Genomic DNA, 21,610 nt, shown 5'->3' on the forward strand with positions numbered 1-21,610 from the left:
TGTGGTTGTTTGTTTCCTGTCGCCCTCCATCCGTCCCTCCGTTTTGCTGCCCTGTCCCCCGCCGCCCCCCGCCCCCCTCTTCCGTTGCTCCACGGATGGCGCACAGGTCGATCACAGAGGAGGATTGCATTCCGCAGGTCAGGGGTATGACGGGCTACGACCGATTCGAGCAGGCCGGCCATGTGGGAGGGACCCCGACATGCTCCTGGAAGCGCTCAGCTCCGCGATCCTCGGCCTGGCCCTGGCCGTGGCCGCGGCCCACCGTCTGCCGCACCGTCTGCCCGCCCGCTCGCTGGTCCTGCCGACAGGTATCGCCGGAGCCCTCTTCGGCGCCTTCATCACGCACACCGCGCTCGACTTCGGCAACCTCTTCGTGATCCTTGTCGGCGCAGCGGTCGTCTCCGCCGCCTCGCTCTCCCTGCTGGTACGCCCCGCGGGAAGACTCCGCCGTCACTCGGCGACCGCGTAGACCCAGAGAAGGACCGGCCGCCGGAAACCTGACGCCGTCCCGGCACCCGCCGGGTACCGGGACGGGTGGCGCGAAACCTACGCCGCAAGCCCCAGCGCGGCCATCCGCTTCGTGTGAGCCTCGGTGATCCGCGAGAACATCTTCCCGACCTCGGCGAGATCGAACCCGTCCGCGACCCCGCCCACGAGCATCGTGGACAGCGCGTCCCGGTCGGCGACCACCCGCTGCGACTGCGAGAGCGCCTCCCCCATCAGCCGCCGGGCCCACAGCGCGAGCCGCCCGCCCACACGCGGATCGGCGTCGATGGCGGCCCGCACCTTCTCCACGGCGAACGAGGCGTGCCCCGTGTCGTCGAGCACGGCCAGCACCAGCCCCCGCGAGTCCGAGTCGAGGCGTGCCGCGACCTCCCGGTAGAAGTCACTGGCGATCGAGTCGCCGACGTACGCCTTGACGAGCCCCTCCAGCCAGTCCGACGGCGCCGTCTGCCGGTGGAAGCCGTCCAGCGCGGCGACGAACGGCTCCATGGCCTCCGTCGGCTCCGCCCCGATCTCCGTCAGCCGGTCCCGCAGCTTCTCGTAGTGATGGAACTCGGCCGACGCCATCTTGGCCAGCTCCGCCTTGTCCGCCAGCGTCGGCGCCAGCTTGGCGTCCTCCGCCAGCCGCTCGAACGCCGCCAGCTCCCCGTAGGCCAGCGCGCCGAGCAGGTCCACGACAGCGGCCCGGTACTGCGGATCGGCGGAGGCCTGCGCCCAGTCCTGGGCGGCGACCCCGGTGTGCTCGACGGTGGTGTCAGTGGTGTCGGAGGCGTCAGAGGTGTTGTCAGGCGTCGTCATGAAGCGCACAATAGCCCGCTCGCCGCGTCCCGGAAGTCCCTGGTCAGTCACTGTGACGACGACTACGTGACCAATTCGGCCATCGCATGTGCGCGTTTCCGGGGTATGGTGGTAATGCGCCCGCTGAGTATTCAGACGTACTCGACGGGCCGCACGTTATGAGGATGCCCGGTCGGTGGCCCGATCGGCTCCGACCCGACAGCCCTCCCCGGCCGTACGGCACTCTGCGTACGGCGACCGGAGGGACACCCTCAGCGGTACGAGCGCTAGAGCGTCGGCAGTGGTCCCGTGCCCTACGGCCAGCCCGTAAGGCAGCCGACGTCCCCGGCACGGTCCGTCAACGACCCCCTCGCTCGCCTCGCACCGCGTACACAGAAGAGGCAGCACCCTGACTACGACTTTCCGAGAGCTCGGAATCCTTCCCGAGACCGCCGAGGCCCTTGAGGCCGTCGGCATCGTCAATCCCTTCCCCATCCAGGAGATGACCCTCCCCGTCGCCCTCTCCGGCACGGACGTCATCGGCCAGGCCAAGACCGGCACCGGCAAGACGCTGGGCTTCGGTCTCCCGCTCCTGGAGCGCGTCACCGTCCCCGCCGACGTGGAGGCCGGCCGCGCGCAGCCCGAGGCCCTCACCGACGCCCCGCAGGCGCTCGTCGTCGTCCCCACGCGCGAGCTGTGCACGCAGGTCACCAACGACCTGCTGACCGCGGGCAAGGTGCGTAACGTCCGTGTTCTCGCCATCTACGGCGGCCGGGCCTACGAGCCGCAGGTCGAGGCCCTCAAGAAGGGCGTCGACGTGATCGTCGGCACCCCGGGCCGGCTGCTGGACCTCGCGGGACAGAAGAAGCTCAACCTCAAGCACATCAAGGCGCTCGTCCTCGACGAGGCCGACGAGATGCTCGACCTGGGCTTCCTGCCCGACGTCGAGAAGATCATCAACATGCTGCCGGCCCGCCGCCAGACCATGCTGTTCTCGGCGACCATGCCGGGCGCGGTCATCGGCCTCGCGCGCCGTTACATGTCGCAGCCCACCCACATCCGCGCCACCGCGCCGGACGACGAGGGCGTGACCGTCGCGAACATCGCGCAGCACGTCTACCGCGCGCACAACATGGACAAGCCGGAGATGGTCGCGCGCATACTGCAGGCCGACGGCCGGGGACTGGCCATGGTCTTCTGCCGTACGAAGCGCACCGCGGCCGACCTCGCCGACCAGCTCCAGCAGCGCGGTTTCGCCTCCGGCGCGGTCCACGGCGACCTCGGCCAGGGCGCCCGCGAGCAGGCGCTGCGCGCCTTCCGCAACGGCAAGGTGGACGTCCTCGTCTGCACCGACGTCGCCGCGCGCGGCATCGACGTCGAGGGTGTCACGCACGTCATCAACTACCAGTCCCCGGAAGAGGAGAAGACGTACCTGCACCGCATCGGCCGTACCGGCCGCGCGGGCAACACGGGTACGGCGATCACGCTGGTCGACTGGGACGACATCCCGCGCTGGCAGCTGATCAACAAGGCGCTGGAGCTCAACTTCAACGACCCGCCGGAGACGTACTCCACGTCCCCGCACCTCTTCGAGGACCTGAAGATCCCCGCGGGCACCAAGGGCGTCCTGCCCCGCTCGGAGCGCACCCGCGCCGGGCTGGCGGCGGAGGAGGTCGAGGACCTCGGCGAGACCGGCGGACGCGGTGCGCGCGGTCGCGGTGGCCGGGGCGGCCGGGACGAGTCCCGTTCGTCCTCGCCGGACCGTGAGCGCTCGGCACGTACGCCGCGTCGTCGCCGTCGTACGCGCGGCGGGACCGCGCTGGACACGACGTCGGCACCCACGGCCGGTTCCCCGGAGGAGACCGCCGGTACCGCAGAGAGCGTCACGGCCGAGTCCGTCACCGGACCTCGCACCCCGCGCCGCCGTCGCCGCACCCGCGGCGGGGCAACGGCGGAGCAGCCCGCTGCCGTGACGGCCACGTCCACGGACGCCGCGGAGGCAGCGGTCGCGACGGCGGAGGGCCCGTCGCTGGACACCGCCGAGGAGACGCCGGCCAAGTCGCGCCGCCGCCGTACGCGCAAGTCGGCGGAGCCGAAGGCGACTTCGGCCGAAGCCACGGAACTCTCGGAGACCTCGTCGGCCACGACGACCTCGGAGTCCGTACAGGCTTCGGAGCCCGTGCAGGCGTCGGAAGCCGTCAAGGCATCCGAGACGGCCACGGCCGTTCCGCAGGCGTCGGACGACGAGGCTCCCGCCACCAAGCCGCGCCGCCGCACCCGCAAGGCGGCGGCTGCCGCGGAGACTGCGGTCGACACGGCCGAGGGCACCACCGAGGCTGCGGAGGCCACGGAGACCAAGCCCAAGACGCGCCGCACCCGCAAGACCGCGGCGACCGTCGAAGCCGCCGACATCCCGGCCCAGCCGACCCCGGAGCCGGAGGCCGCCGAGGCCAAGCCCAAGGCACGCCGTACGCGCAAGGCGACGGCCGCCGCGGAGGCTGCCGTGGACACGGCAGAGGCTGCGGAGGCGAAGCCCAAGGCTCGCCGTACGCGCAAGGCGACGGCTGCGGCTGAGGCTGCGGTCGAGACGGCCGAAGGCATCACCGAGGCCGCGGAGACCAAGCCCAAGACCCGCCGCACCCGCAAGACCGCGGCGCCCGCCGAGGCCGCCGTCGACACGGCCGAGGGCACGGAGGCGAAGCCGCGTCGTACGCGCAAGGCCGCCGCGACCGCCCAGGAGCCGCAGGCCTCCGAGGCCAAGCCGCGGCGCACCCGCAAGGCCACGGCCGCCGCGGAGACCGCCGTCGACACGGCCGAGGGCATCACCGAGGCCGCGGAGACCAAGCCCAAGGCACGCCGCACCCGCAAGACCGCGGCGTCCGCCACCCTGGCCGCGGACATCCCGGCCCAGGCCACCCAGGAGCCGTCGGCCGACGCACCCGCGCCGCGCCGCCGCACCCGCAAGGCCGCGGCGTCCGTGGAGGCCGCCGACGGCACGGCCGAGGCCAAGCCCAAGGTGCGCCGCACCCGTAAGGTGACGGCCGCAGCGGAGCCCGCGGAGAGCTGATCTCCCGTACGACGGCCCGGTCCCGCATCACGCGGGGCCGGGCCGTCGGCGTTGCCGGGGCCACTCTCACCGCCCGGCTCACGACATCCAGCGAGCCCGGCATGCACCACAGACAGGCACCGGCCACCGACTCAGCCCGCCCGGCGTGCACCACAGACAGGCACCGCCCCCACTCAACCCGCCCCGCGCGCCCCACGGACAGGTACCGCCCGACGCACCCAGGCCGCCCCGCATGCACGACCGAGGCCAGAGCCAGGCCCACCCCAGGCACCGCCCCCAGCCCCCAGCCCCGGCCCCCGCAGCCCCCGGCCGCCCTCCCACCCCCACTCGCCGCCCCACTCCAAACCCCCACCCGCTACCCTCCCCCCGTGACCTCCCAACCCGCCTTCACCCCACCCCCGAACGCCCGCGCCTACCACCTCCACACCCCCCGCGGCACGTTCGCCGTCGTCGACCACCCCGCCGCACCCGGCGTCGAACCCCGAGGCCTCGCTCTCCTGCTCCCCGGATTCACCGGCAGCAAGGAGGACTTCACCTTGATGCACGAGCCGCTGGCGGAGCGTGGCTATCGCACCGTCGCCGTGGACGGGCGCGGACAGCACGAGTCGGACGGCCCGGAGGACGACGAATCCGCGTACGCTCGGGGTGAGTTGGCCAGGGACGTCCTCGCGCAGGCGGCGGCGCTCGGCGCCGGCGACGCCCCGCTCCATCTCTTCGGTCACTCCCTGGGCGGCCAGATCGCCCGTGCGGCCGTGCTGCTCGACCACACGCCGTTCCGGTCGCTCACCCTCATGGCGTCGGGCCCCGCCCAGATCTCCGACTCCCAGCAGCAGCGCGTGAAGCTGCTGAGGGACGCGCTCGCGGTGATGACGATGGCCGAGACCTGGGAGGCGATCCGCGCCATGGGCCCGCCCGAGGAGGTCGGCGGCCCGGCACGCGGCATCGGTGGCGAGGAACTGCTGCGGCGGCGCTGGCTCGGCACGAAGCCCGCTCAACTCCTGGCCACGGGGCGCCAGTTGACCACGGAGCCGGACCTCGTCGACGAACTCGCCGCTCTCCCGCTGCCGTTCCACGTCCTGTCGGGCGCCAGCGACGACACCTGGCCGGTCCCGGTCCTGGACGACATGGCGGCACGGCTGAAGGCCCGCCGCACGGTCATCCCCGGCGCCGAGCACTCCCCCAACGCCGACCAGCCGCTGCCCACCGCCCAGGCCGTCGCCGACTTCTGGGACAGCGTCGAGGACACCGAGGGCCCGGCCGGCCCACCCCCGACCGGCGCTGCCGACCAAGCACCACCCAGTAACGACTAGGACCGCCCAGTACCGCCTTGTACCTCCCAGTACCGCCGGCTAGTACTGCGCCTGCAGATGCTCCCAGAACCCGTCCCGCAACGCCCGCCGCAGATCGGCCTGCCCGCGAAGCGAGTACTGCAGCAGCCCCTCCGCCTCCACCAGCAGATCCTGGTCGACCGACCCGGGGAGGTAGGGGTGCCCGGGCAGCAGCTCGACGAGTGACTCCCGCCCGCGCGCCGCGAGCCACTTCGCCGCGATCTGCGCGCCGACGAACCGGACGTCCTCCCGCGTCGGCCGGGCCCCCGCCGCCTCGTATGCGGCGGCGGTGCGCCGGGAGACGTACGGCTTGAAGAATTCGAGGTCGAAGGTGCGCTGGCTGTCGACCTCCCAGAGCAGGGGCTCGGCCTGGTTGCGGCCCTCCGGTGCCTCGATGCCCCACAGGTGCACACGGGCGCCGTAGCCCTGCGCCGCCTCGACCGCCGACACCAGGTCCTCGTCGCCGCCGAGCAGTGCCGCGTCGCTGATGGCGCGGTGTCTGGCCAGGGACTCCAGGTCGGTCCGGATCAGCGAGTCGACGCCCTTCTGCTGGTTGTTGGCGTTGAGGTTGCCCAGCCGCACCTTCACATCGGGGAGCTCGGCGATCGACTGCTGCTCCGCCGTGTGGATACGGCGCCGCGCACCGTCGTACCAGTAGACCCGCAGCAGCCTGCTGTCCGCGAAGATCGTGCGCGCCCGGTCGATCAGCGCCTCGATCAGCCCCTCGGCGTCCAGGTCGAAGGCGCGGCGGTCCTCGGTCCCGGCGACCAGCCGTCCCGCGGCGGCGTAGAGGTAGCCCGCGTCGACGAAGATCGCGTGGGTGGAGGGCGTCTTCGCCACCTCGGCGAGCATGCGTTGCAGCAGCTCGTTGGTGTGGTCGATGCGGGCGGCGAGCGCCGCGAGGTCGTCGTTCATCGCCTCCATTGTCCCGGCGGTCACGCTGCGAACACAACCGGTCCCGGTCAGTCTCACCTTGATCCCTCAGCAACCACTTACCGGTCAGTAGTTAGTCGTTCGAAAAATTTCTTTAGCGTAGGGAATGTTTGTAACACGCGGCCCGTTGACTCCATGTGTAACCAAGTAGTTCTCCTCAGGAGGATGACCAGACGAAGGGAGAAGCCATGCGCTTCGAAATCATGCGACTCGACGAGGTCGACGGCACACCCGTGGACAGCACCGTCGTGGACGCCGCCTCCGTCAACCGGATCGTTCAGCAGGCCGCCGCGATCGGACAGCGGCTGTGGATCCGACCGGCCGAGACCACGGCCTCATAACAGACGCGGATCACCGCAGAAGCTTCGAAGCCCCCGTACGGCACATGCCGTACGGGGGCTTCGCGCATACTGCCTGCTCAGGCGCCCTGGATCACCTGCGTGACGCCGTTGATGATCTGCTGCACCGCGATCGCCGACAGCATCATGCCGGCGAGCCGTGTCACCAGGACCACGCCGCCGTCCTTGATCACCCGGATGATCAGCAGCGAGTACCGCATCACGAGCCACAGGACGACATGGATGGCGAGGATCGCCGCCCACACCGACACCTGCATGGCCGCGCTGTCGGCCTTCTGCACGGCGAGGATGACGGACACGATGGCGCCCGGCCCGGCCAGCAGCGGCATGCCCAGCGGTACGAGGGCGACGTTGACGTCCTTGGTCTGCTTCGGCTCGTCCGTCTTGCCGGTGAGCAGGTCGAGCGCGATCAGCAGAAGCAGCAGCCCGCCCGCGATCATCAGCGCCGGGACGGAGACGTGCAGATAGTTGAGGATCTGGTGGCCGAGGAGCCCGAAGACCGTGATCACACCGCCCGCCACACAGACGGCCTGGAAGGCCATCCGCTTCTGCACCTTGCCGGGGCGGCCGGCGGTCAGGGCGAGGAAGATCGGGGTGATCCCGGGGGGATCCATGATGACGAAGAGGGTCAGGAAAAGGGAGCCGAAGACGGCGACGTCGAACATGACTGATGGGGCCTTGCGAGAAGAAGTGCGGATACGTACGGGGGTGACGGAGAGCTGACTGTCAGGCCCCGCCGGTCCCCGGCACCGGGAACGCCCCGGTCGCCCGCCGTGTGATCTCGCCGTACACCTCGGGATCCGTCGTGTACTCGCCGAGCACGCAGGTCTTGCGGCTGCCGTGGTAGTCACTGGACCCCGTCGCCAGCAGCCCGAACTCCTTCGCGAGCCCGCGCAGCCGCGCGCGGGTGTCGGGGTCGTGGTCCATGTGGTCGACCTCGATGCCGTCGAGCCCGGCCGCGGCCATCTCGGCGATCGCGGACTCCGGCACGGTACGGCCCCGCTTGCTCGCGGCGGGATGGGCGAACACGGTCACCCCGCCCGCGGCCTTGACCAGCCGGATCGCCTCGAACGGGTCGGTCTCGTGCTTCTCCACGTAGGCCCGCCCGCCGTCGGCCAGCCAGTCCTCGGTGAAGGCGTCGCCCACGGTCGGCACGACCCCGAGCTCGACCAGCGCGGAGGCGACATGCGGCCGCCCGACCGAGCCGTCACCGGCGATCCGCAGCACCTGCTCCCAGGTGACGGGCACGCCCAGCGCGTTGAGCTTGGCGACCATGCCCTGGGCCCGGGGCACCCGGTCGTCCCGCACCAGCTCCCGCTCGGCGAGCAGCGCCGGCTCCTCCGGGTCGAACAGGTAGGCCAGCATGTGCATGCTGACGCCGTCGATACGACAGGACAGTTCGGCCCCGGTGACGAGCGTCAGCCCCTCCGGCAGCGCGGCGACGGCCTCGGCATATCCACGCGTGGTGTCGTGATCGGTGAGCGCCACGACGTCCAGCCCGGCGGCAGCGGCATTGCGCACCAGCTCGCCCGGCGTGTCCGTACCGTCGGAAGCGGTGGAGTGGGTGTGCAGATCGATACGCACGACGCGAACTCCAGACGGGACGATACGGAAGGGGCCGCTCAAGGATAACCGCATTTTCAACAGTCTCTTGTCACACCCGCACAGCATGAGAGACCCCTACACCCACCCACCTCAGGGGCGCGGGGAACTGCGCGAGCAACCACCGACGATCCGCAGCCGCCCCTCAAGAGCAACCCCACCCCCCGTGGGCGCTACGGCTCAAGCAAGCGCGGCGACAACGCTCCGCACGGCACCAGATCCACCTCGGCCCCCGCATCCCGCAGATCCGTCAGCACCAGCTCGTCGTACATCAACAGCCCGGACTGCTCGGGCCACATGACCGCCCACAGCCACATCCCGAGCGCCTCCCCCGCGAACACGGCACGGTCGTCGGGTGTGCCCGACACATGCCAGAGCGGAGTCGGGCGCCCGGCGGCGAGGACCTTGGCCTGGGGCGGCTTCTCGACGTTCAGATACGGCCCCGGGTCCGGGCCGTCGATGCCGGCGTACCGCGCGCCGAGGCCGACGCCGAGTTCCTCGGCGACCAGGATCATCTCGCCCATGCCGCCGAGCGGTCCGGGCCCGGAGCAGGCCACGGCGGTCGCGCGGCCACCGCTGCGGTCGTCGCCGGCGCTGGCGACCCCCGTGAACAGCCAGCCGATCGGCAGCGGCCACGGCATCCACACCGGCACCTGGGTGCGATGCACCACGACACTGAGGGCCTCGACGCTGGGCGGGATCACGGGCTGCACCGGATGAACGGTGCCGTGCACATCGCATTGCCAGGTGTCGGCGAATAGTCCGGGAGCCCTGACCCGGCCACCACACTTCGGGCAACTGGGTTCGCCCCTCATAGGGCCCCACGGTCCTACCCCTGATGCGTCACGTCAAGGACGATCACCCGTCCGGGCGGAACCCGCTCACCGGGGCAACCGGATGCCCTTTGCATTATTTAGCCTACCTAACTTAATGTGTGTATATGCCATCTACACCTCTGCTGCGGCAGCCGAAGGCCGTGTGGGCGACCGCCGGCGCGTCCGTCGTCGCCTTCATGGGCATCGGACTCGTCGACCCGATCCTGCCGTCCATCGCCGGCGGCCTGCACGCCACACCCGGCCAGGTCTCCCTGCTCTTCACCTCGTACTTCCTCATCACCGCCGTCGCGATGCTGCTCACCGGCTTCGTCTCCAGCCGGATCGGCGGCCGCGCGACCCTGCTGCTCGGCCTCGCGTTCGTGGTCGTCTTCGCCGGGCTCGCGGGCACGTCCGGCTCGGTCGGCGAACTGGTCGGCTTCCGGGCGGGCTGGGGACTCGGCAACGCGCTCTTCGTCTCCACCGCCCTCGCCGTCATCGTCGGCGCGGCGGCGGGAGGCAGCGCGGCGGCGATCCTGCTGTACGAGTCCGCCCTCGGCCTCGGCATGGCCTGCGGCCCGCTGCTGGGCGCGCTGCTCGGGGACGCCAGCTGGCGCTACCCGTTCTTCGGTACGGCCTTCCTGATGGCCGTCGGGTTCCTGTGCATCGCGGTGTTCCTGAAGGAGCAGCCGAAGCCGGCCCGCAAGACCTCGCTGCTGGACCCGATCAGGGCGCTCGGCCACGGCGGTCTGGCGTCGGCGGCGGTCTCGGCGTTCTTCTACAACTACACGTTCTTCACCGTGCTGGCCTTCACGCCGTTCGTGCTGGACATGAGCCCGTACCGGTCGGGCGCGGTGTTCTTCGCCTGGGGTGTGCTGCTCGCCGTGTTCTCGGTGATCGTGGCACCGCGTATGCAGGAGCGGTTCGGTTCGCTCAAGGTGCTGGGCGGGTCGCTGGTGCTGCTCGCCGTGGACGTACTGGTCCTCGGGTACGGCGACCACGCCACCGCCGTCGTCTGCACGATCCTGTCCGGCGCGGTCATCGGCGTGAACAACACCGTCTACACGGAGCTGGCGCTCGGCGTATCGGACGCGCCGCGCCCCGTGGCGAGCGCGGGCTACAACTTCGTGCGCTGGTTCGCGGCGGCCGCCGCGCCCTTCTTCGCGCCGAGGATCGAGGAGTGGACCGGCAGCGTCCGCCTGCCGTTCGTGGTGGCGGCGGTCACGGCGGTGGCGGGCGCGCTCGTGGTCGCCGTACGACGGAACGAGCTCGCCCACGACGCCGAGGAGCAGATGACGAAGCACGCGGTCGAGGACAGTGTCACCGTGTTCGCCAACTGACGGTTTTCGGCCACCGGTTGGTGAGGTTCCTCACCCCAGCGGGACGGAGGTGCGGGCGGGGTCCCGGAGGTCCGTCCCGTTCGTGAGCCAGCGTTCCTGGAGGGCCTGGGCGCCGTGGACGCGCTTCCAGGCGGCCTCGTTCGGGGTCATCGGCAGCAGGGGCAGGAAGCGGACCGGGTCGAGGGGCTCGTCGAGCTCCAGGTCCTCGACCAGGCCGCCCGGTTCGGCCACCAGGACCGAGGTGAACGGGGCGCCGGGCCACAGCGGCTCACCGACGTCGAGGGAGGCGCCGGGGGCCACGATCACGCCCTCGACCTGCGGGGAAGCGGCGAGTACGGCGAGCGGGCGGAGCACCTTGTCGGTGTCGGCCGGGCCCGGGCGGACCGAGAGGAGCAGCTCCGCGCGGGGGCCCTTGACCGGGTCGGCGACCATCGCCGTGGGGTCGCCCATGGGCTGCGCGGACATGCCGAGCGTGGCGTAGCGGACGATGTCCCCGTCCTGGAAACGGAGCACCTCCATGCGGTCCGTACCGAGGAAGGTGACCGCCGCGCGAGCGTCCGGTTCGCCCAGCGCGGTGCGCAACCGGGCTTCGACCAGAGGAAGAACATCAGCCATGCCGCGAGCATAGAACTCGTCAGTACCGGGCAAAGCAGCGCCTTGACACTTCAGTCGGCTGATACTCTTGCCCGGTGTTCGGGGCAGCACGCAGAAGCGTCGCGATCGAGTCCCGACGCTGTTGAAAACTCCCCTACGGGGAACCCCTATACGGGGTATGGAACGTCCCTCACGAGGGACCGGCCGGAGGAGGTGGGGCTGTCATGGATCGAAGTCGACCGTGCAGTACCACTCGCTCTTCCCGCCGCTGATGTAGCTGATCCGGCTGTTCCGCTCCGGCTGACCGCCGTCCTTTCACGCTCGCGTCCTCCCACGGAAGAGCACTTCGTTTCGCTTTGCCTGATCGGTCCGATCTGAATCAGCAACGAAGCCCACCACCGCAACGGTGCGGTGCTCCCCGCTTTGTGGACGTGCCAAACATCCTGAGGTCAGGACGTCCCCATTCCGGGCAGTTCCAGCCGAGCTGTGGCCCTACCCGCTTCGTTGCCCGTTGCGAAGGAGCCTGCTCATGTCGATGATCCGCGATCTGCGTGCCGTGGTCCGCCCGTCCCGCGTCTCGCTGCGCAAGGACAACGGCGCCTACGACACCACCCGCGACCCCGGGACGCCCTCGGCCGTCGTCGACTGCGCCGTCTACCGGCACGGCGCCCGGGTCGAGACCCCGAAGCCGCTGACCCCGCACGAGGCGATGCGCCAGGTGCGGCGGGACGGCGGGTTCGTGTGGATCGGTCTGCACGAGCCGACCGAGGCCGAATTCTCCGGTATCGCCGGTGAGTTCGGGCTGCACCCGCTGGCCGTGGAGGACGCCGTCCAGGCCCACCAGCGGCCGAAGCTGGAGCGCTACGACGACTCCCTGTTCACCGTCTTCAAGACCATCCACTACGTCGAGCACGACGAACTCACCGCCAACAGCGAGATCGTCGAGACCGGCGAGGTCATGTGCTTCACCGGACGGGACTTCTTCATCACCGTCCGGCACGGCGGACAGGGCTCGCTGCGGGCCCTCAGGCACCGGCTGCAGGACGACCCGGAGCTGCTCGCCAAGGGCCCGTCGGCCGTGCTGCACGCGATCGCCGACCATGTCGTCGACGGGTACGTCGCGGTCGCCGACGCCGTGCAGGACGACATCGACGAGGTGGAGACCGAGGTCTTCTCGCCGGGGCGCAAGGGCTCGCCGCGCGGTACGGACGCGGGGCGGATCTACCAACTCAAGCGCGAGGTCCTGGAGTTCAAGCGCGCCGTGGCGCCGCTGCTGCGGCCCATGCAGCTGCTGAGCGAGCGGCCGATGCGGCTGATCGACCCGGACATCCAGAAGTACTTCCGCGACGTCGCCGACCATGTCGCGCGCGTGCACGAACAGGTCGTCGGCTTCGACGAGCTCCTCAACTCGATCCTCCAGGCCAACCTCGCGCAGGCGTCCGTCGCGCAGAACGAGGACATGCGGAAGATCACCTCGTGGGCCGCGATCATCGCCGTACCGACGATGGTCTGCGGTGTGTACGGCATGAACTTCGACTACATGCCCGAGACGCACTGGAAGTACGGCTACCCGGTGATCATGAGCGTCACGGTCGCCATCTGTCTGGGCATCCACCGCACGCTCAAGCGCAACGGATGGCTCTGACCGGCCCGGACCCGGCTGGATAGGCTTGGGCCATGACAAGCGAGCTGCTCGACCAGGCCCTCGTCGAGGAGGCCACCAAGAAGTCCGGCCTCATCTGGGTCAAGGGGCCCGGTCACCCGGCCCGTGCCCTGTGGCATGTGTGGCACGAGGGTGCCGCGTGTGTCGTGGGCGACGGCCCGGGCGAGCAGCCGCTGGCGGGGCTGGCCGACGGGGCCGGGGCCGAGGTGACGGTCCGCAGCAAGGACAAGGGCGGCCGGCTGGTCTCCTGGTCGGCGAAGGTCGTGGAGCTCGGCTCCGGCACCGAGCAGTGGGAGGCGACGGTCGCCGAGCTGAAGGGCAAGCGCCTCAACGCCCCCGACGGCGAGGCCATGCCGGCCCGCTGGGCCCGCGAGTGCCGGGTGCTGCGCCTGGAACCGACGGGCAGCACCGCCGCACTGCCGGACGGCTCCCTGGCCGAGGCGCCGCTGCCCTCCCCGGCGACGACCCGCCAGCCGATCCCCGCGGGGCTCCCGCGGCTGCTGCTGAAGAAAAAGAAGCGGCGCCGCTAGCCGGTCACGGCCCGGCCGGTCACGACGTCGGCAGCTGCTTGCCGTAGTCCACCGTGTCGTCCTTGCCCGGCTTCTCCAGGGCGAAGTCCTCGCCCCAGGACCCGAAGGTCAGCGTGCCCGCGCCGCCCGCCCGGGTCAGGCTGAGGGGGTAGGGGGTGCCCTCCAGGGAGACGTCGAGGGTGCCGCCGGAGCCCTTGTCGCCGGTGATGCGGATGGTGCGGGTGCCCGCCTGCTCGTGGTGGCCGTCGGTGGCCAGGGTGCCGTGCAGGGTCAGCAGGCCGTCGAGGAGCACGTCCTTCTCCGTGAAGCCGCTGAACTTCTTGTACGACGGATCGCCCTGCGGCACCCGCACGAACTTGCCGCCCAGCTTGTCCGCGGCCGCCGCGTCCGCCTTGCCGCCGCCCGCCCCGTCCGCGCCGTTCCAGAAGCCGGCGTCCGCCTTCAGATACAGCTGCTCACCGATCCGCAGCAGCTGGAACGTCGCCCCCTGCGCGGTGACCGACCCCGTCGCGCCGTCGGCCTTCAGCCGCATGTCGAGTCTGTAGGTGCGCCCGCTGGTCGCCACGCTCCCGGACAGCCGCACCGCCGTCGCGGAGTCGGCCGCCGCACGGGACTTGCGCTGGATCTCGGCGGCCGGCAGCTTGCCGACCCCGTTGGTGCCCTCGTCGGGGTCCTCGCTGCATCCCGTCAGCCCCGTCCCCGACACGACCAGGGCGCAGATGGCGCTCACGAGCGCGGCCCGGCGAGTACGACCCTGGGGAATCGCAGTCACAGGTGGGACTGCCTTTCTGTCGAGTGACGTGAGCGGCGTCAGCGTACCCGGGCCGCACGGCCCCGGCGGAGCCAGTCCGTCCGGACCGCTCACCAGGGCATATCGGATCCGGACGGGCTAGCCTGAAGCCCACCCGAGCGGGCAATTCGGAAATGCGGCACAGTCCGCGGAACCGCACCAGCAACACGGCAGTACGGCCACACCGCACCCGCACGCAAAGGAGCCTCAGCCATGGCAGCCGGCGCTCCCCGGATCTTCGTCTCGCACCTCGCCGGCGTCGCCGCGTTCGACCCGAACGGCGACCAGGTGGGCCGCGTCCGCGATCTGGTCGTCATGCTGCGCGTCGGCCGGCGCCCCCCGAGGCTGCTCGGCCTGGTCGTCGAACTCAGCACCCGGCGCCGCATCTTCCTGCCCATGACCAGGGTGACCAGCATCGAGTCCGGCCAGGTCATCACCACCGGTGTGCTCAACGTACGCCGCTTCGAGCAGCGCCCCACCGAGCGCCTCGTCTTCGGCGAGCTGCTCGACCGCCGCGTCACCCTGGTGGAGACCGGCGAGGAGGTCACCGTCCTCGATCTGTCGGTCGGACAGCTGCCGGCCCGCCGGGACTGGGAGATCGACAAGGTGTTCGTACGCAAGGGCGGCAGGAGCGGCGCCTTCCGGCGGGCCAAGGGCGAGTCACTGACCGTCGAGTGGTCCGCCGTCACCGGGTTCTCCCTGGAGGAGCAGGGGCAGGGCGCCGAGAGCCTCCTCGCCACCTTCGAACAGCTGCGCCCCGCCGACCTCGCGAACGTCCTGCACCACCTCTCCCCCAAGCGGCGCGCCGAGGTCGCCGCCGCCCTGGACGACGACCGCCTCGCCGACGTACTCGAAGAGCTCCCGGAGGACGACCAGATCGAGATCCTCGGCAAGCTGAAGGAGGAGCGCGCCGCCGACGTCCTGGAGGCCATGGACCCGGACGACGCGGCCGACCTGCTCGGCGAGCTCCCGACGGACGAGCAGGAGCGGCTGCTGAGCCTGATGCAGCCCGCCGACGCCGCCGACATGCGCCGTCTGATGGCCTACGAGGAGCACACGGCGGGCGGTCTGATGACCACCGAGCCGATCATCCTGCGCCCCGACGCCACCGTCGCCGACGCCCTCGCCCGCGTCCGCAACCCCGACCTCTCCCCCGCCCTCGCCGCCCAGGTCTATGTCTGCCGCCCGCCCGACGAGACGCCGACCGGCAAGTACCTCGGTACGGTCCACTTCCAGCGCCTGCTGCGCGACCCGCCGTACACCCTGGTCAGCTCGCTGCTCGACGAGGCCCTCGAAGCCCTGGAGCCGGATGCCGCGCTGCCGGTCGTCGCCGGGTTCTTCGCGACGTACGACATGGTCGCGGCGCCCGTCGTCGACGAGTCCGGGTCGCTGCTGGGCGCGGTGACCGTGGACGACGTACTGGACCACCTGCTGCCCGAGGACTGGCGGGAGACGGAGTTCCACCTGGACGAGGGCGAAGGGGTGGCCCCCCATGGCTCCTGAGCGCGAAGGCGGACGCGAGCGCGTCGTGTCGGGCGCGACCGCGGCCACCCGGGGGCCTCGCACCCGCCTCGACCAGCCCCGTCCGCCGCGGCGCCGGATCCTGCCCGAGTGGGACCCGGAGGCCTTCGGACGGCTCTCGGAGCGCGTCGCCCGCTTCATCGGCACCGGGCGGTTCCTCGTCTGGATGACGGTCGTGATCGTCGTGTGGGTGCTGTGGAACATCGCCGCACCGACCGACCTGCGCTGGGACGAGTACCCGTTCATCTTCCTCACCCTGGTCCTGTCCCTGCAGGCCTCCTACGCCGCCCCGCTGATCCTGCTCGCGCAGAACCGGCAGGACGACCGCGACCGCGTCAATCTCGAACAGGACCGCCGGCAGAACGAGCGGTCCATCGCCGACACCGAGTACCTGACCCGCGAGATCGCGGCGCTGCGCATCGGGCTCGGGGAGGTCGCCACCCGCGACTGGATGCGCTCGGAGCTGCAGGATGTGCTGAAGGAGCTGGAGGAACGGCACAACGGTCACCGCGACGGTCACCGCGAGCACGGGGTATTCCCGGCAGATCGGTCGCGCGGACGTGACGTAGACGACCGCTGACAGGCTTTCCGGGGCATGGCTACAGCGCCGTACCATCGTCCTTATGGCTACGGAAGACGCGGTGCGCGAAGCACTGGCGACGGTGAACGACCCCGAGATCAACCGCCCCATCACGGAACTCGGGATGGTCAAGTCGGTGGAGATCGGTGCGGACGGAGCGGTCGCGGTCACCGTGTACCTGACGGTCTCCGGCTGCCCGATGCGCGAGACGATCACGCAGCGTGTGACGGACGCGGTCTCCGCGGTCGAGGGCGTCACCCGCGTCGACGTCACGCTCGACGTGATGAGCGACGAGCAGCGCAAGGAGCTGGCGAACGCCCTGCGCGGCGGCACCGCCGAGCGCGAGGTCCCCTTCGCCAAGCCCGGCTCGCTGACCCGCGTCTACGCGGTCGCCTCCGGCAAGGGCGGCGTCGGCAAGTCGTCCGTCACCGTCAACCTGGCGGCGGCGATGGCCGCCGACGGCCTGAAGGTGGGCGTGGTCGACGCCGACATCTACGGCCACAGCGTGCCGCGCATGCTGGGTGCGGACGGGCGTCCGACCCAGGTCGAGAACATGATCATGCCGCCGTCCGCGAATGGCGTGAAGGTGATCTCCATCGGCATGTTCACACCGGGCAACGCCCCCGTCGTCTGGCGCGGCCCGATGCTGCACCGCGCGCTCCAGCAGTTCCTGGCGGACGTGTACTGGGGCGACCTGGACGTCCTGCTCCTGGACCTGCCGCCCGGCACGGGTGACATCGCGATCTCCGTCGCCCAGCTGGTCCCGAACGCCGAGATCCTGGTCGTGACGACCCCGCAGCAGGCCGCCGCCGAGGTCGCCGAGCGGGCCGGCTCCATCGCCGTACAGACCCACCAGAAGATCGTCGGCGTGGTCGAGAACATGTCGGGCCTGCCCTGCCCGCACTGCGACGAGATGGTCGACGTCTTCGGCACGGGCGGCGGCCAGGTGGTCGCCGACGGCCTCACCCGCACGACGGGCGCGAACGTCCCCGTGCTGGGCAACATCCCGATCGACGTCCGCCTCCGCGAGGGCGGCGACGAGGGCAAGCCGGTGGTCCTGACGGACCCGGACAGCCCGGCGGGCTCGGCACTGCGGGCGATCGCCGGCAAGCTGGGCGGCCGTCAGCGGGGCCTTTCGGGGCTGTCTCTGGGGATCACTCCGAAGAACAAGTTCTAGCCGCCCCGAGGCGAGCCCTGCGGCGAAGGGGCGCCGAATCCCAACGGCGCCCCATGTTCCGGCTCAGCCCCGCCGGCTAGGCATACGCGGCGATGTCCTTGATCATGGCGAAAGCAAGGCCGTACGCGCTCATACCTCTCCCGTACGCCCCCACGTGCACCCCCTCCTGAGTGGATCCGGCGAGCACCCAGCCGAACTCGGACTCCCGGTAGTGGAAGGGCGTGGGCACCCCGTCCACGGGCAGGGACAGCGTCGACCAGGCCGGCCCGTCGAGATCGTCGGCCAAGGCCCACGCCGTCTCTGTCTGCTGCTCCAGCCAGTCGTCCCGCAGCGAGTGATCCATCTGCCCGGGCCAGGTGAACGACAGCAGCCCCACTCCCGCGAGCCACGCCGCCGAGGAAACCGACGTCGCCTCCAGCAGCCCCGTACCGTCGGCGCTTCTCCGCGACGGATTAGCCGCGACGGTCACCACGACCGCGAACTTCTCCCGGTCCTCCGACGCCTCGTTCCGTACGGAGGGCTCGTCACCGTGCCCGATCGACCCGTGTTCCACGGCCCCGTCGGCCGCCATGCCGACCTGCATCAGCCAGCGCGGCCCCGTGAAGGCCTCGTCGAGGCCGTACCACGGGAAGGGCGCCAACAGGTAGCCGTCCACCGTGCGCCGGGCGGAGGGGACCTGCTGTCCGCTCTCCGCGGCCGGCGCCTGCGCGACTGCCCGACTCGTCGTCTGACTCGTCGTCTCCATGTGCCCGGACGCCTCCTCGCTCTCGACGGACCGGCCCGGCCCGCCCCCCTTCGGGCGTACTCGTCCGGTCCGCACAACAACTCGGCAGCATAACCACACCACTACGAGCAGTATGGAAAGCGCCCGGCGCGCGAGGCGCGCGGGGAGCGGGTTCAGGCCGTGTGCGACCCGGGCGGAGTATGAGAAGCGTCACGTACGAGCGGTGTTCCGCCCGTGTGTTCGTACGGCTTTCGTACGGCTCAGGTGGCGTCCGCGTCGAAGGGCGGGCGGTCGTCCCGAGGATTCTCGGGCTTCTTCGTCATGTCGATGGTGCCGCCGGAGGAACCCGAGGCGGACGAAGAAGACGAAGTGGACGAGCCGGACGTCGACGACTCCGGCTCACGGCCGTGGACGGCGTCGGTGACCTCGGCCATTTCCTTCTTCATGTCGAAGCCGTTGCGGATCTCCTTGAGCCCCAGTTCGTCGTTGTCCAGCTGCTTGCGGATGAACGTCTTGGGGTTGAGGTCCTCGAACTCGAAGTCCTTGAACTCCGGCCCGAGTTCCTGCCGGATGTCCTGCTTGGCTCCCTCCGAGAACTCACGGATCTTGCGAATCGTCCGTGTGACGTCCTGGATGAGCTTCGGGAGCTTGTCCGGACCGAAGACGAGCACGGCGAGGACGACGAGCGCCACCAGCTCAAGAGGTCCTATGTCATTGAACACCTGAAGCTCCTTGCGATGTCCTCGGTCGGATCCACGGTACCCGGCGATCCGCTGTGACCGGTACTGTCCCGAGGCCTCCGAATGCGGGTGGGCATGCGGTTTTCCGGGTTGTTTGCCTTGTCAGGGCCCCTACGGGGCCGTGTCGGGGTTTGCACTGTGAGCTTTGTGTGAGTCTCAGCCGCCGCCCGCCGAGCCGAGCGTCAGCGAGATCGTGATCTCCTTGCCACCCCGCTCCAGGGTGAGCTTCAGGTGGTCGCCGGGGCGGTGGGCGCGTGTCTTGACGATGAGTTCCTCACCGGAGTGGACGCGCTGGCCGTCGACCGCGGTGATGATGTCGCCCTGCTTGATGCCGGCCTTGTCGCCGGGCCCGCCCCGCGTGACCGCGGAGCCGCCGTCGCTGCCCTTGGTGCCCACGCGGGCTCCGTCGCCGCTGTAGTCCATGTCGAGGGTGACGCCGATGACCGGATGGGTGGCCTTGCCGGTGTTGATCAGCTCCTCGGCGACGCGCTTGGCCTGGTTGACCGGGATGGCGAAGCCGAGGCCGATGGAGCCGGACTGGCCGCTGTCGAGGTCGGAGCCGCTGTCGGCCGAACGGATGGCGGAGTTGATGCCGACGACCCGGGCCCGGGCGTCGAGGAGCGGGCCGCCGGAGTTGCCGGGGTTGATGGGGGCGTCGGTCTGCAGCGCGTCCACGTACGACACGTCGCTCCCGTCCCCGCCCTCGCCGCCGGCCGTGATGGGCCGCTCCTTGGCGCTGATGATGCCGGCGGTGACGGTGCCTTCCAGGTCGTACGGGGCGCCGATGGCGACGACGGGGTCACCGACCTGGACGTTGTCGGAGTTGCCCAGCGGCAGGGGCTTGAGGCCGCTGACGCCGGTGACCTTGACGACCGCCAGGTCGTAGCCGCTGTCACGTCCTACGACGGTGGCCTTGGCGGTGTCCCCGCTGTGGAAGGTCACCGATATCTCGCCGTCCTTCCCGGCGGGTTCCACGACATGGTTGTTGGTGAGGATGTGACCGCGGTCGTCGAGCACGAACCCGGTCCCGGTGCCCTGCGCCTCGCTCCCGCTCACATGCAGCGTCACGACACTGGGCAGGGCGCGGGCGGCGATCCCGGCGACACTGCCCGGCGCCCGCCCGGTGGGCTCCGCCTGAGCCTGCGGCAGCTCCACGTCCCCCACACCACCGTTGCGTTCGAGATACGCCCCCACGACCCCGCCGACGCCGCCGGACACGAGCGCGATCAGCAGCACCCCGACCAGGATCACCTTCCTGCCCCGCTTGCGCCGCTGCTCCTCGGTGACGACAGCGGCACCGTTCTGCTGGAAGGGGGCGGCGGGGTGGGGGGTGGAGGCCCAGGGGTCGTAGTTCTGCCAGGGGTTGGCGGGGGGTGGGGTGTCTGCGTAGGCGGGGGCTGTCTGGGTGGGGGTGTCGGGGGTGGGAGTGGCGTGAGTGGGGGTGCCGGGGGGCTGGGGGGCCTGGGGGAACGTGTCGGCTGCTGGGGGTGCCGGCTGGGTGGGGATGGTGGGGGTCGCGGTCGGGGCTGGGACTGGGGCTGGAACGCCGGGGGCCGGGGGCTGGATGGGGACACCGGGGGCCGAGGCCGGAGCCGGAGCCGGAGCGGGAACGCCGGGAGCCGGAGCCGGGGCTGCGGGAAGGCCGGACGCCGGGGTCGGGATGGAAGTGTCGGGAGCCGGGTTCAGTGCCGGAGCAGTTGCGGCGGCGGCCAGGGCCGGGGCCGGGGTCAACGGTGGCGCCGGCGTGCCGTGTCCGCTCGGTACGGCCGTCCCGTGCGTGGGCGTGGTCGCCGGGTGCTGGACCGGCGGAGCGGGCGCCCAGGGGCCGGGCTCGCCATAGGGCGGGGTGCTGTAGGGGTCGGGGTCGTGCAGGGGCTTGGGGCGTGCGTCGGCAGGCTCCACCGGGGCAGCGGCAACCCGGGCGTCGTCGCCGGTCCCGGCACCCGCACCGGCAGCCTCGCCCGCGTCACCCGCCGACGGTCCAGCCGCAGATACCGCCGCAGGTCGCGCCAGCTCGAAGTCGCCCTCAGCGGAAGCCGCGTCACGACGAGCCGCGCCACCGCTTGCAGCAGGCCGAGGAAGCTCGAAGTCACCCCCGCCCGAAGGCACCTCGCCACCGCTGGCGCCGCCCGCACCGGGCCGCGCCAGTTCGAAGTCACCCCCGGTGCCGCCCCCCGTGTCAGTCCCGGGGTCACCCTCGGCCGACAGCCCGGCGTCGGCCGCCCGCGCAGCGGGCCGCGCCAGTTCGAAGTCGCCGTCAGTGTCGCCGCCGAGGCCCGGCCCACCGGTCGGTCCCGGTGCCTGGTGGCTCGCCGCGTCCGATGCGCCCGGCGTCCCCGCCCCGGTCGTCTCGTCCGGCGTCGGCTCGGTGTCCTCCGCCCGGGCCGAGGTCTCCTGCGGCCGGGGGCGGTTCCACCACTTCGCCTTCGTGGGCTTCCCCTCGTTCATGCTCTGCTTCCTACTCGCTGCTGACCGATGCTCCGAGTAGGACGCTTCGCTCGCCGCCGTATCCGAAGGGACCCGACGGGAGCGCGGCCGGGCACCCAGCCGACGGGCGGCCATTCCGTTC

General features: G+C 71.1%; 20 protein-coding genes. 10 read left to right on the forward strand and 10 right to left on the reverse strand.

Annotated elements, in window-relative coordinates; genetic code table 11:
• The first annotated feature begins 199 nt into the window (after positions 1–199).
• Complete coding sequence (locus ACFWYS_RS13300; RefSeq protein ID WP_384766756.1) at positions 200–469, forward strand: hypothetical protein; 270 nt, start codon at positions 200–202, stop codon at positions 467–469.
• 77 nt (positions 470–546) lie between these two features.
• Here the strand turns inward: ACFWYS_RS13300 and ACFWYS_RS13305 are convergent, their stop codons facing one another.
• Entirely contained in the window at positions 547–1,302 is a 756-nt protein-coding gene (locus tag ACFWYS_RS13305) for a ferritin-like fold-containing protein (protein ID WP_384766758.1), read from the reverse strand.
• Between the two features lie 481 nt (positions 1,303–1,783).
• Here ACFWYS_RS13305 and ACFWYS_RS13310 point away from each other — a divergent pair, with 481 nt between their 5' ends.
• Positions 1,784–4,348 carry a DEAD/DEAH box helicase gene (locus ACFWYS_RS13310; protein ID WP_384766761.1) on the forward strand — a complete coding sequence of 855 codons (2,565 nt, stop codon included), beginning with the start codon at positions 1,784–1,786 and terminating at the stop codon, positions 4,346–4,348.
• Positions 4,349–4,716: 368 nt separating this feature from the next.
• The gene (locus ACFWYS_RS13315; RefSeq protein WP_384766764.1) at positions 4,717–5,658 is read left to right on the forward strand and encodes an alpha/beta fold hydrolase; all 942 of its coding nucleotides are present in this window, start codon (positions 4,717–4,719) and stop codon (positions 5,656–5,658) included.
• A gap of 39 nt (positions 5,659–5,697) precedes the next feature.
• Here the strand turns inward: ACFWYS_RS13315 and ACFWYS_RS13320 are convergent, their stop codons facing one another.
• Positions 5,698–6,591 carry an NYN domain-containing protein gene (locus ACFWYS_RS13320; RefSeq protein WP_272124251.1) on the reverse strand — a complete coding sequence of 298 codons (894 nt, stop codon included), beginning with the start codon at positions 6,589–6,591 and terminating at the stop codon, positions 5,698–5,700.
• 206 nt (positions 6,592–6,797) lie between these two features.
• Between ACFWYS_RS13320 and ACFWYS_RS13325 the strand changes: the two genes are divergently transcribed.
• Positions 6,798–6,950 (forward strand): hypothetical protein, encoded by a 153-nt coding sequence (locus tag ACFWYS_RS13325; protein ID WP_093906763.1) that lies wholly within the window; start codon positions 6,798–6,800, stop codon positions 6,948–6,950.
• Positions 6,951–7,027: 77 nt separating this feature from the next.
• Here ACFWYS_RS13325 and ACFWYS_RS13330 read toward each other — a convergent pair whose 3' ends face one another.
• From ACFWYS_RS13330 to ACFWYS_RS13340, 3 genes are all read right to left on the reverse strand, one after another.
• On the reverse strand, positions 7,028–7,633 hold the full coding sequence (locus ACFWYS_RS13330; protein ID WP_384766767.1) for a MarC family protein: 606 nt from the start codon (positions 7,631–7,633) through the stop codon (positions 7,028–7,030).
• Positions 7,634–7,694: 61 nt separating this feature from the next.
• Positions 7,695–8,552, reverse strand: a complete 858-nt coding sequence (locus ACFWYS_RS13335; RefSeq protein WP_384766770.1) for a PHP domain-containing protein — start codon at positions 8,550–8,552, stop codon at positions 7,695–7,697.
• Between the two features lie 191 nt (positions 8,553–8,743).
• A complete protein-coding gene (locus ACFWYS_RS13340; protein ID WP_384766773.1) occupies positions 8,744–9,385 on the reverse strand; it encodes a DUF6758 family protein in 642 nt (213 codons plus the stop codon).
• 125 nt (positions 9,386–9,510) lie between these two features.
• On the opposite strand from ACFWYS_RS13340, the gene ACFWYS_RS13345 reads away from it, so the two are divergent.
• A complete protein-coding gene (locus ACFWYS_RS13345) occupies positions 9,511–10,722 on the forward strand; it encodes an MFS transporter (RefSeq protein ID WP_384766775.1) in 1,212 nt (403 codons plus the stop codon).
• Between the two features lie 30 nt (positions 10,723–10,752).
• Here the strand turns inward: ACFWYS_RS13345 and ACFWYS_RS13350 are convergent, their stop codons facing one another.
• Positions 10,753–11,337, reverse strand: a complete 585-nt coding sequence (locus tag ACFWYS_RS13350; RefSeq protein ID WP_384766777.1) for a suppressor of fused domain protein — start codon at positions 11,335–11,337, stop codon at positions 10,753–10,755.
• Between the two features lie 508 nt (positions 11,338–11,845).
• On the opposite strand from ACFWYS_RS13350, the gene ACFWYS_RS13355 reads away from it, so the two are divergent.
• Positions 11,846–12,961, forward strand: coding sequence for a magnesium and cobalt transport protein CorA (locus tag ACFWYS_RS13355; protein WP_384766780.1), 1,116 nt, complete (start codon positions 11,846–11,848; stop codon positions 12,959–12,961).
• Between the two features lie 32 nt (positions 12,962–12,993).
• A complete protein-coding gene (locus ACFWYS_RS13360) occupies positions 12,994–13,509 on the forward strand; it encodes a hypothetical protein (RefSeq protein ID WP_384766783.1) in 516 nt (171 codons plus the stop codon).
• A 19-nt stretch (positions 13,510–13,528) separates the two neighbouring features.
• Here ACFWYS_RS13360 and ACFWYS_RS13365 read toward each other — a convergent pair whose 3' ends face one another.
• The gene (locus tag ACFWYS_RS13365) at positions 13,529–14,281 is read right to left on the reverse strand and encodes a hypothetical protein (RefSeq protein ID WP_384766786.1); all 753 of its coding nucleotides are present in this window, start codon (positions 14,279–14,281) and stop codon (positions 13,529–13,531) included.
• 231 nt (positions 14,282–14,512) lie between these two features.
• Here ACFWYS_RS13365 and ACFWYS_RS13370 point away from each other — a divergent pair, with 231 nt between their 5' ends.
• From ACFWYS_RS13370 to ACFWYS_RS13380, 3 genes are read left to right on the forward strand one after another with little or no spacing between them, the layout of a single operon-like run.
• Positions 14,513–15,802 (forward strand): magnesium transporter MgtE N-terminal domain-containing protein, encoded by a 1,290-nt coding sequence (locus tag ACFWYS_RS13370; RefSeq protein ID WP_384766789.1) that lies wholly within the window; start codon positions 14,513–14,515, stop codon positions 15,800–15,802.
• Complete coding sequence (locus ACFWYS_RS13375; protein ID WP_384766791.1) at positions 15,792–16,400, forward strand: DUF1003 domain-containing protein; 609 nt, start codon at positions 15,792–15,794, stop codon at positions 16,398–16,400. The genes ACFWYS_RS13370 and ACFWYS_RS13375 overlap by 11 nt, the downstream gene beginning before the upstream one ends.
• A 43-nt stretch (positions 16,401–16,443) precedes the next feature.
• Positions 16,444–17,577, forward strand: coding sequence for an Mrp/NBP35 family ATP-binding protein (locus ACFWYS_RS13380; protein ID WP_384766794.1), 1,134 nt, complete (start codon positions 16,444–16,446; stop codon positions 17,575–17,577).
• A 76-nt stretch (positions 17,578–17,653) separates the two neighbouring features.
• Here the strand turns inward: ACFWYS_RS13380 and ACFWYS_RS13385 are convergent, their stop codons facing one another.
• From ACFWYS_RS13385 to ACFWYS_RS13395, 3 genes are all read right to left on the reverse strand, one after another.
• A complete protein-coding gene (locus ACFWYS_RS13385) occupies positions 17,654–18,322 on the reverse strand; it encodes a hypothetical protein (protein WP_384766797.1) in 669 nt (222 codons plus the stop codon).
• A gap of 239 nt (positions 18,323–18,561) precedes the next feature.
• Complete coding sequence (locus ACFWYS_RS13390) at positions 18,562–19,023, reverse strand: sec-independent translocase (protein ID WP_384766800.1); 462 nt, start codon at positions 19,021–19,023, stop codon at positions 18,562–18,564.
• 174 nt (positions 19,024–19,197) lie between these two features.
• Positions 19,198–21,489 carry a trypsin-like peptidase domain-containing protein gene (locus ACFWYS_RS13395; RefSeq protein ID WP_384766803.1) on the reverse strand — a complete coding sequence of 764 codons (2,292 nt, stop codon included), beginning with the start codon at positions 21,487–21,489 and terminating at the stop codon, positions 19,198–19,200.
• Positions 21,490–21,610: the final 121 nt, after the last annotated feature.

Source organism: Streptomyces sp. NPDC059010, assembly GCF_042740355.1.
Classification (GTDB): Bacteria; Actinomycetota; Actinomycetes; order Streptomycetales; family Streptomycetaceae; genus Streptomyces.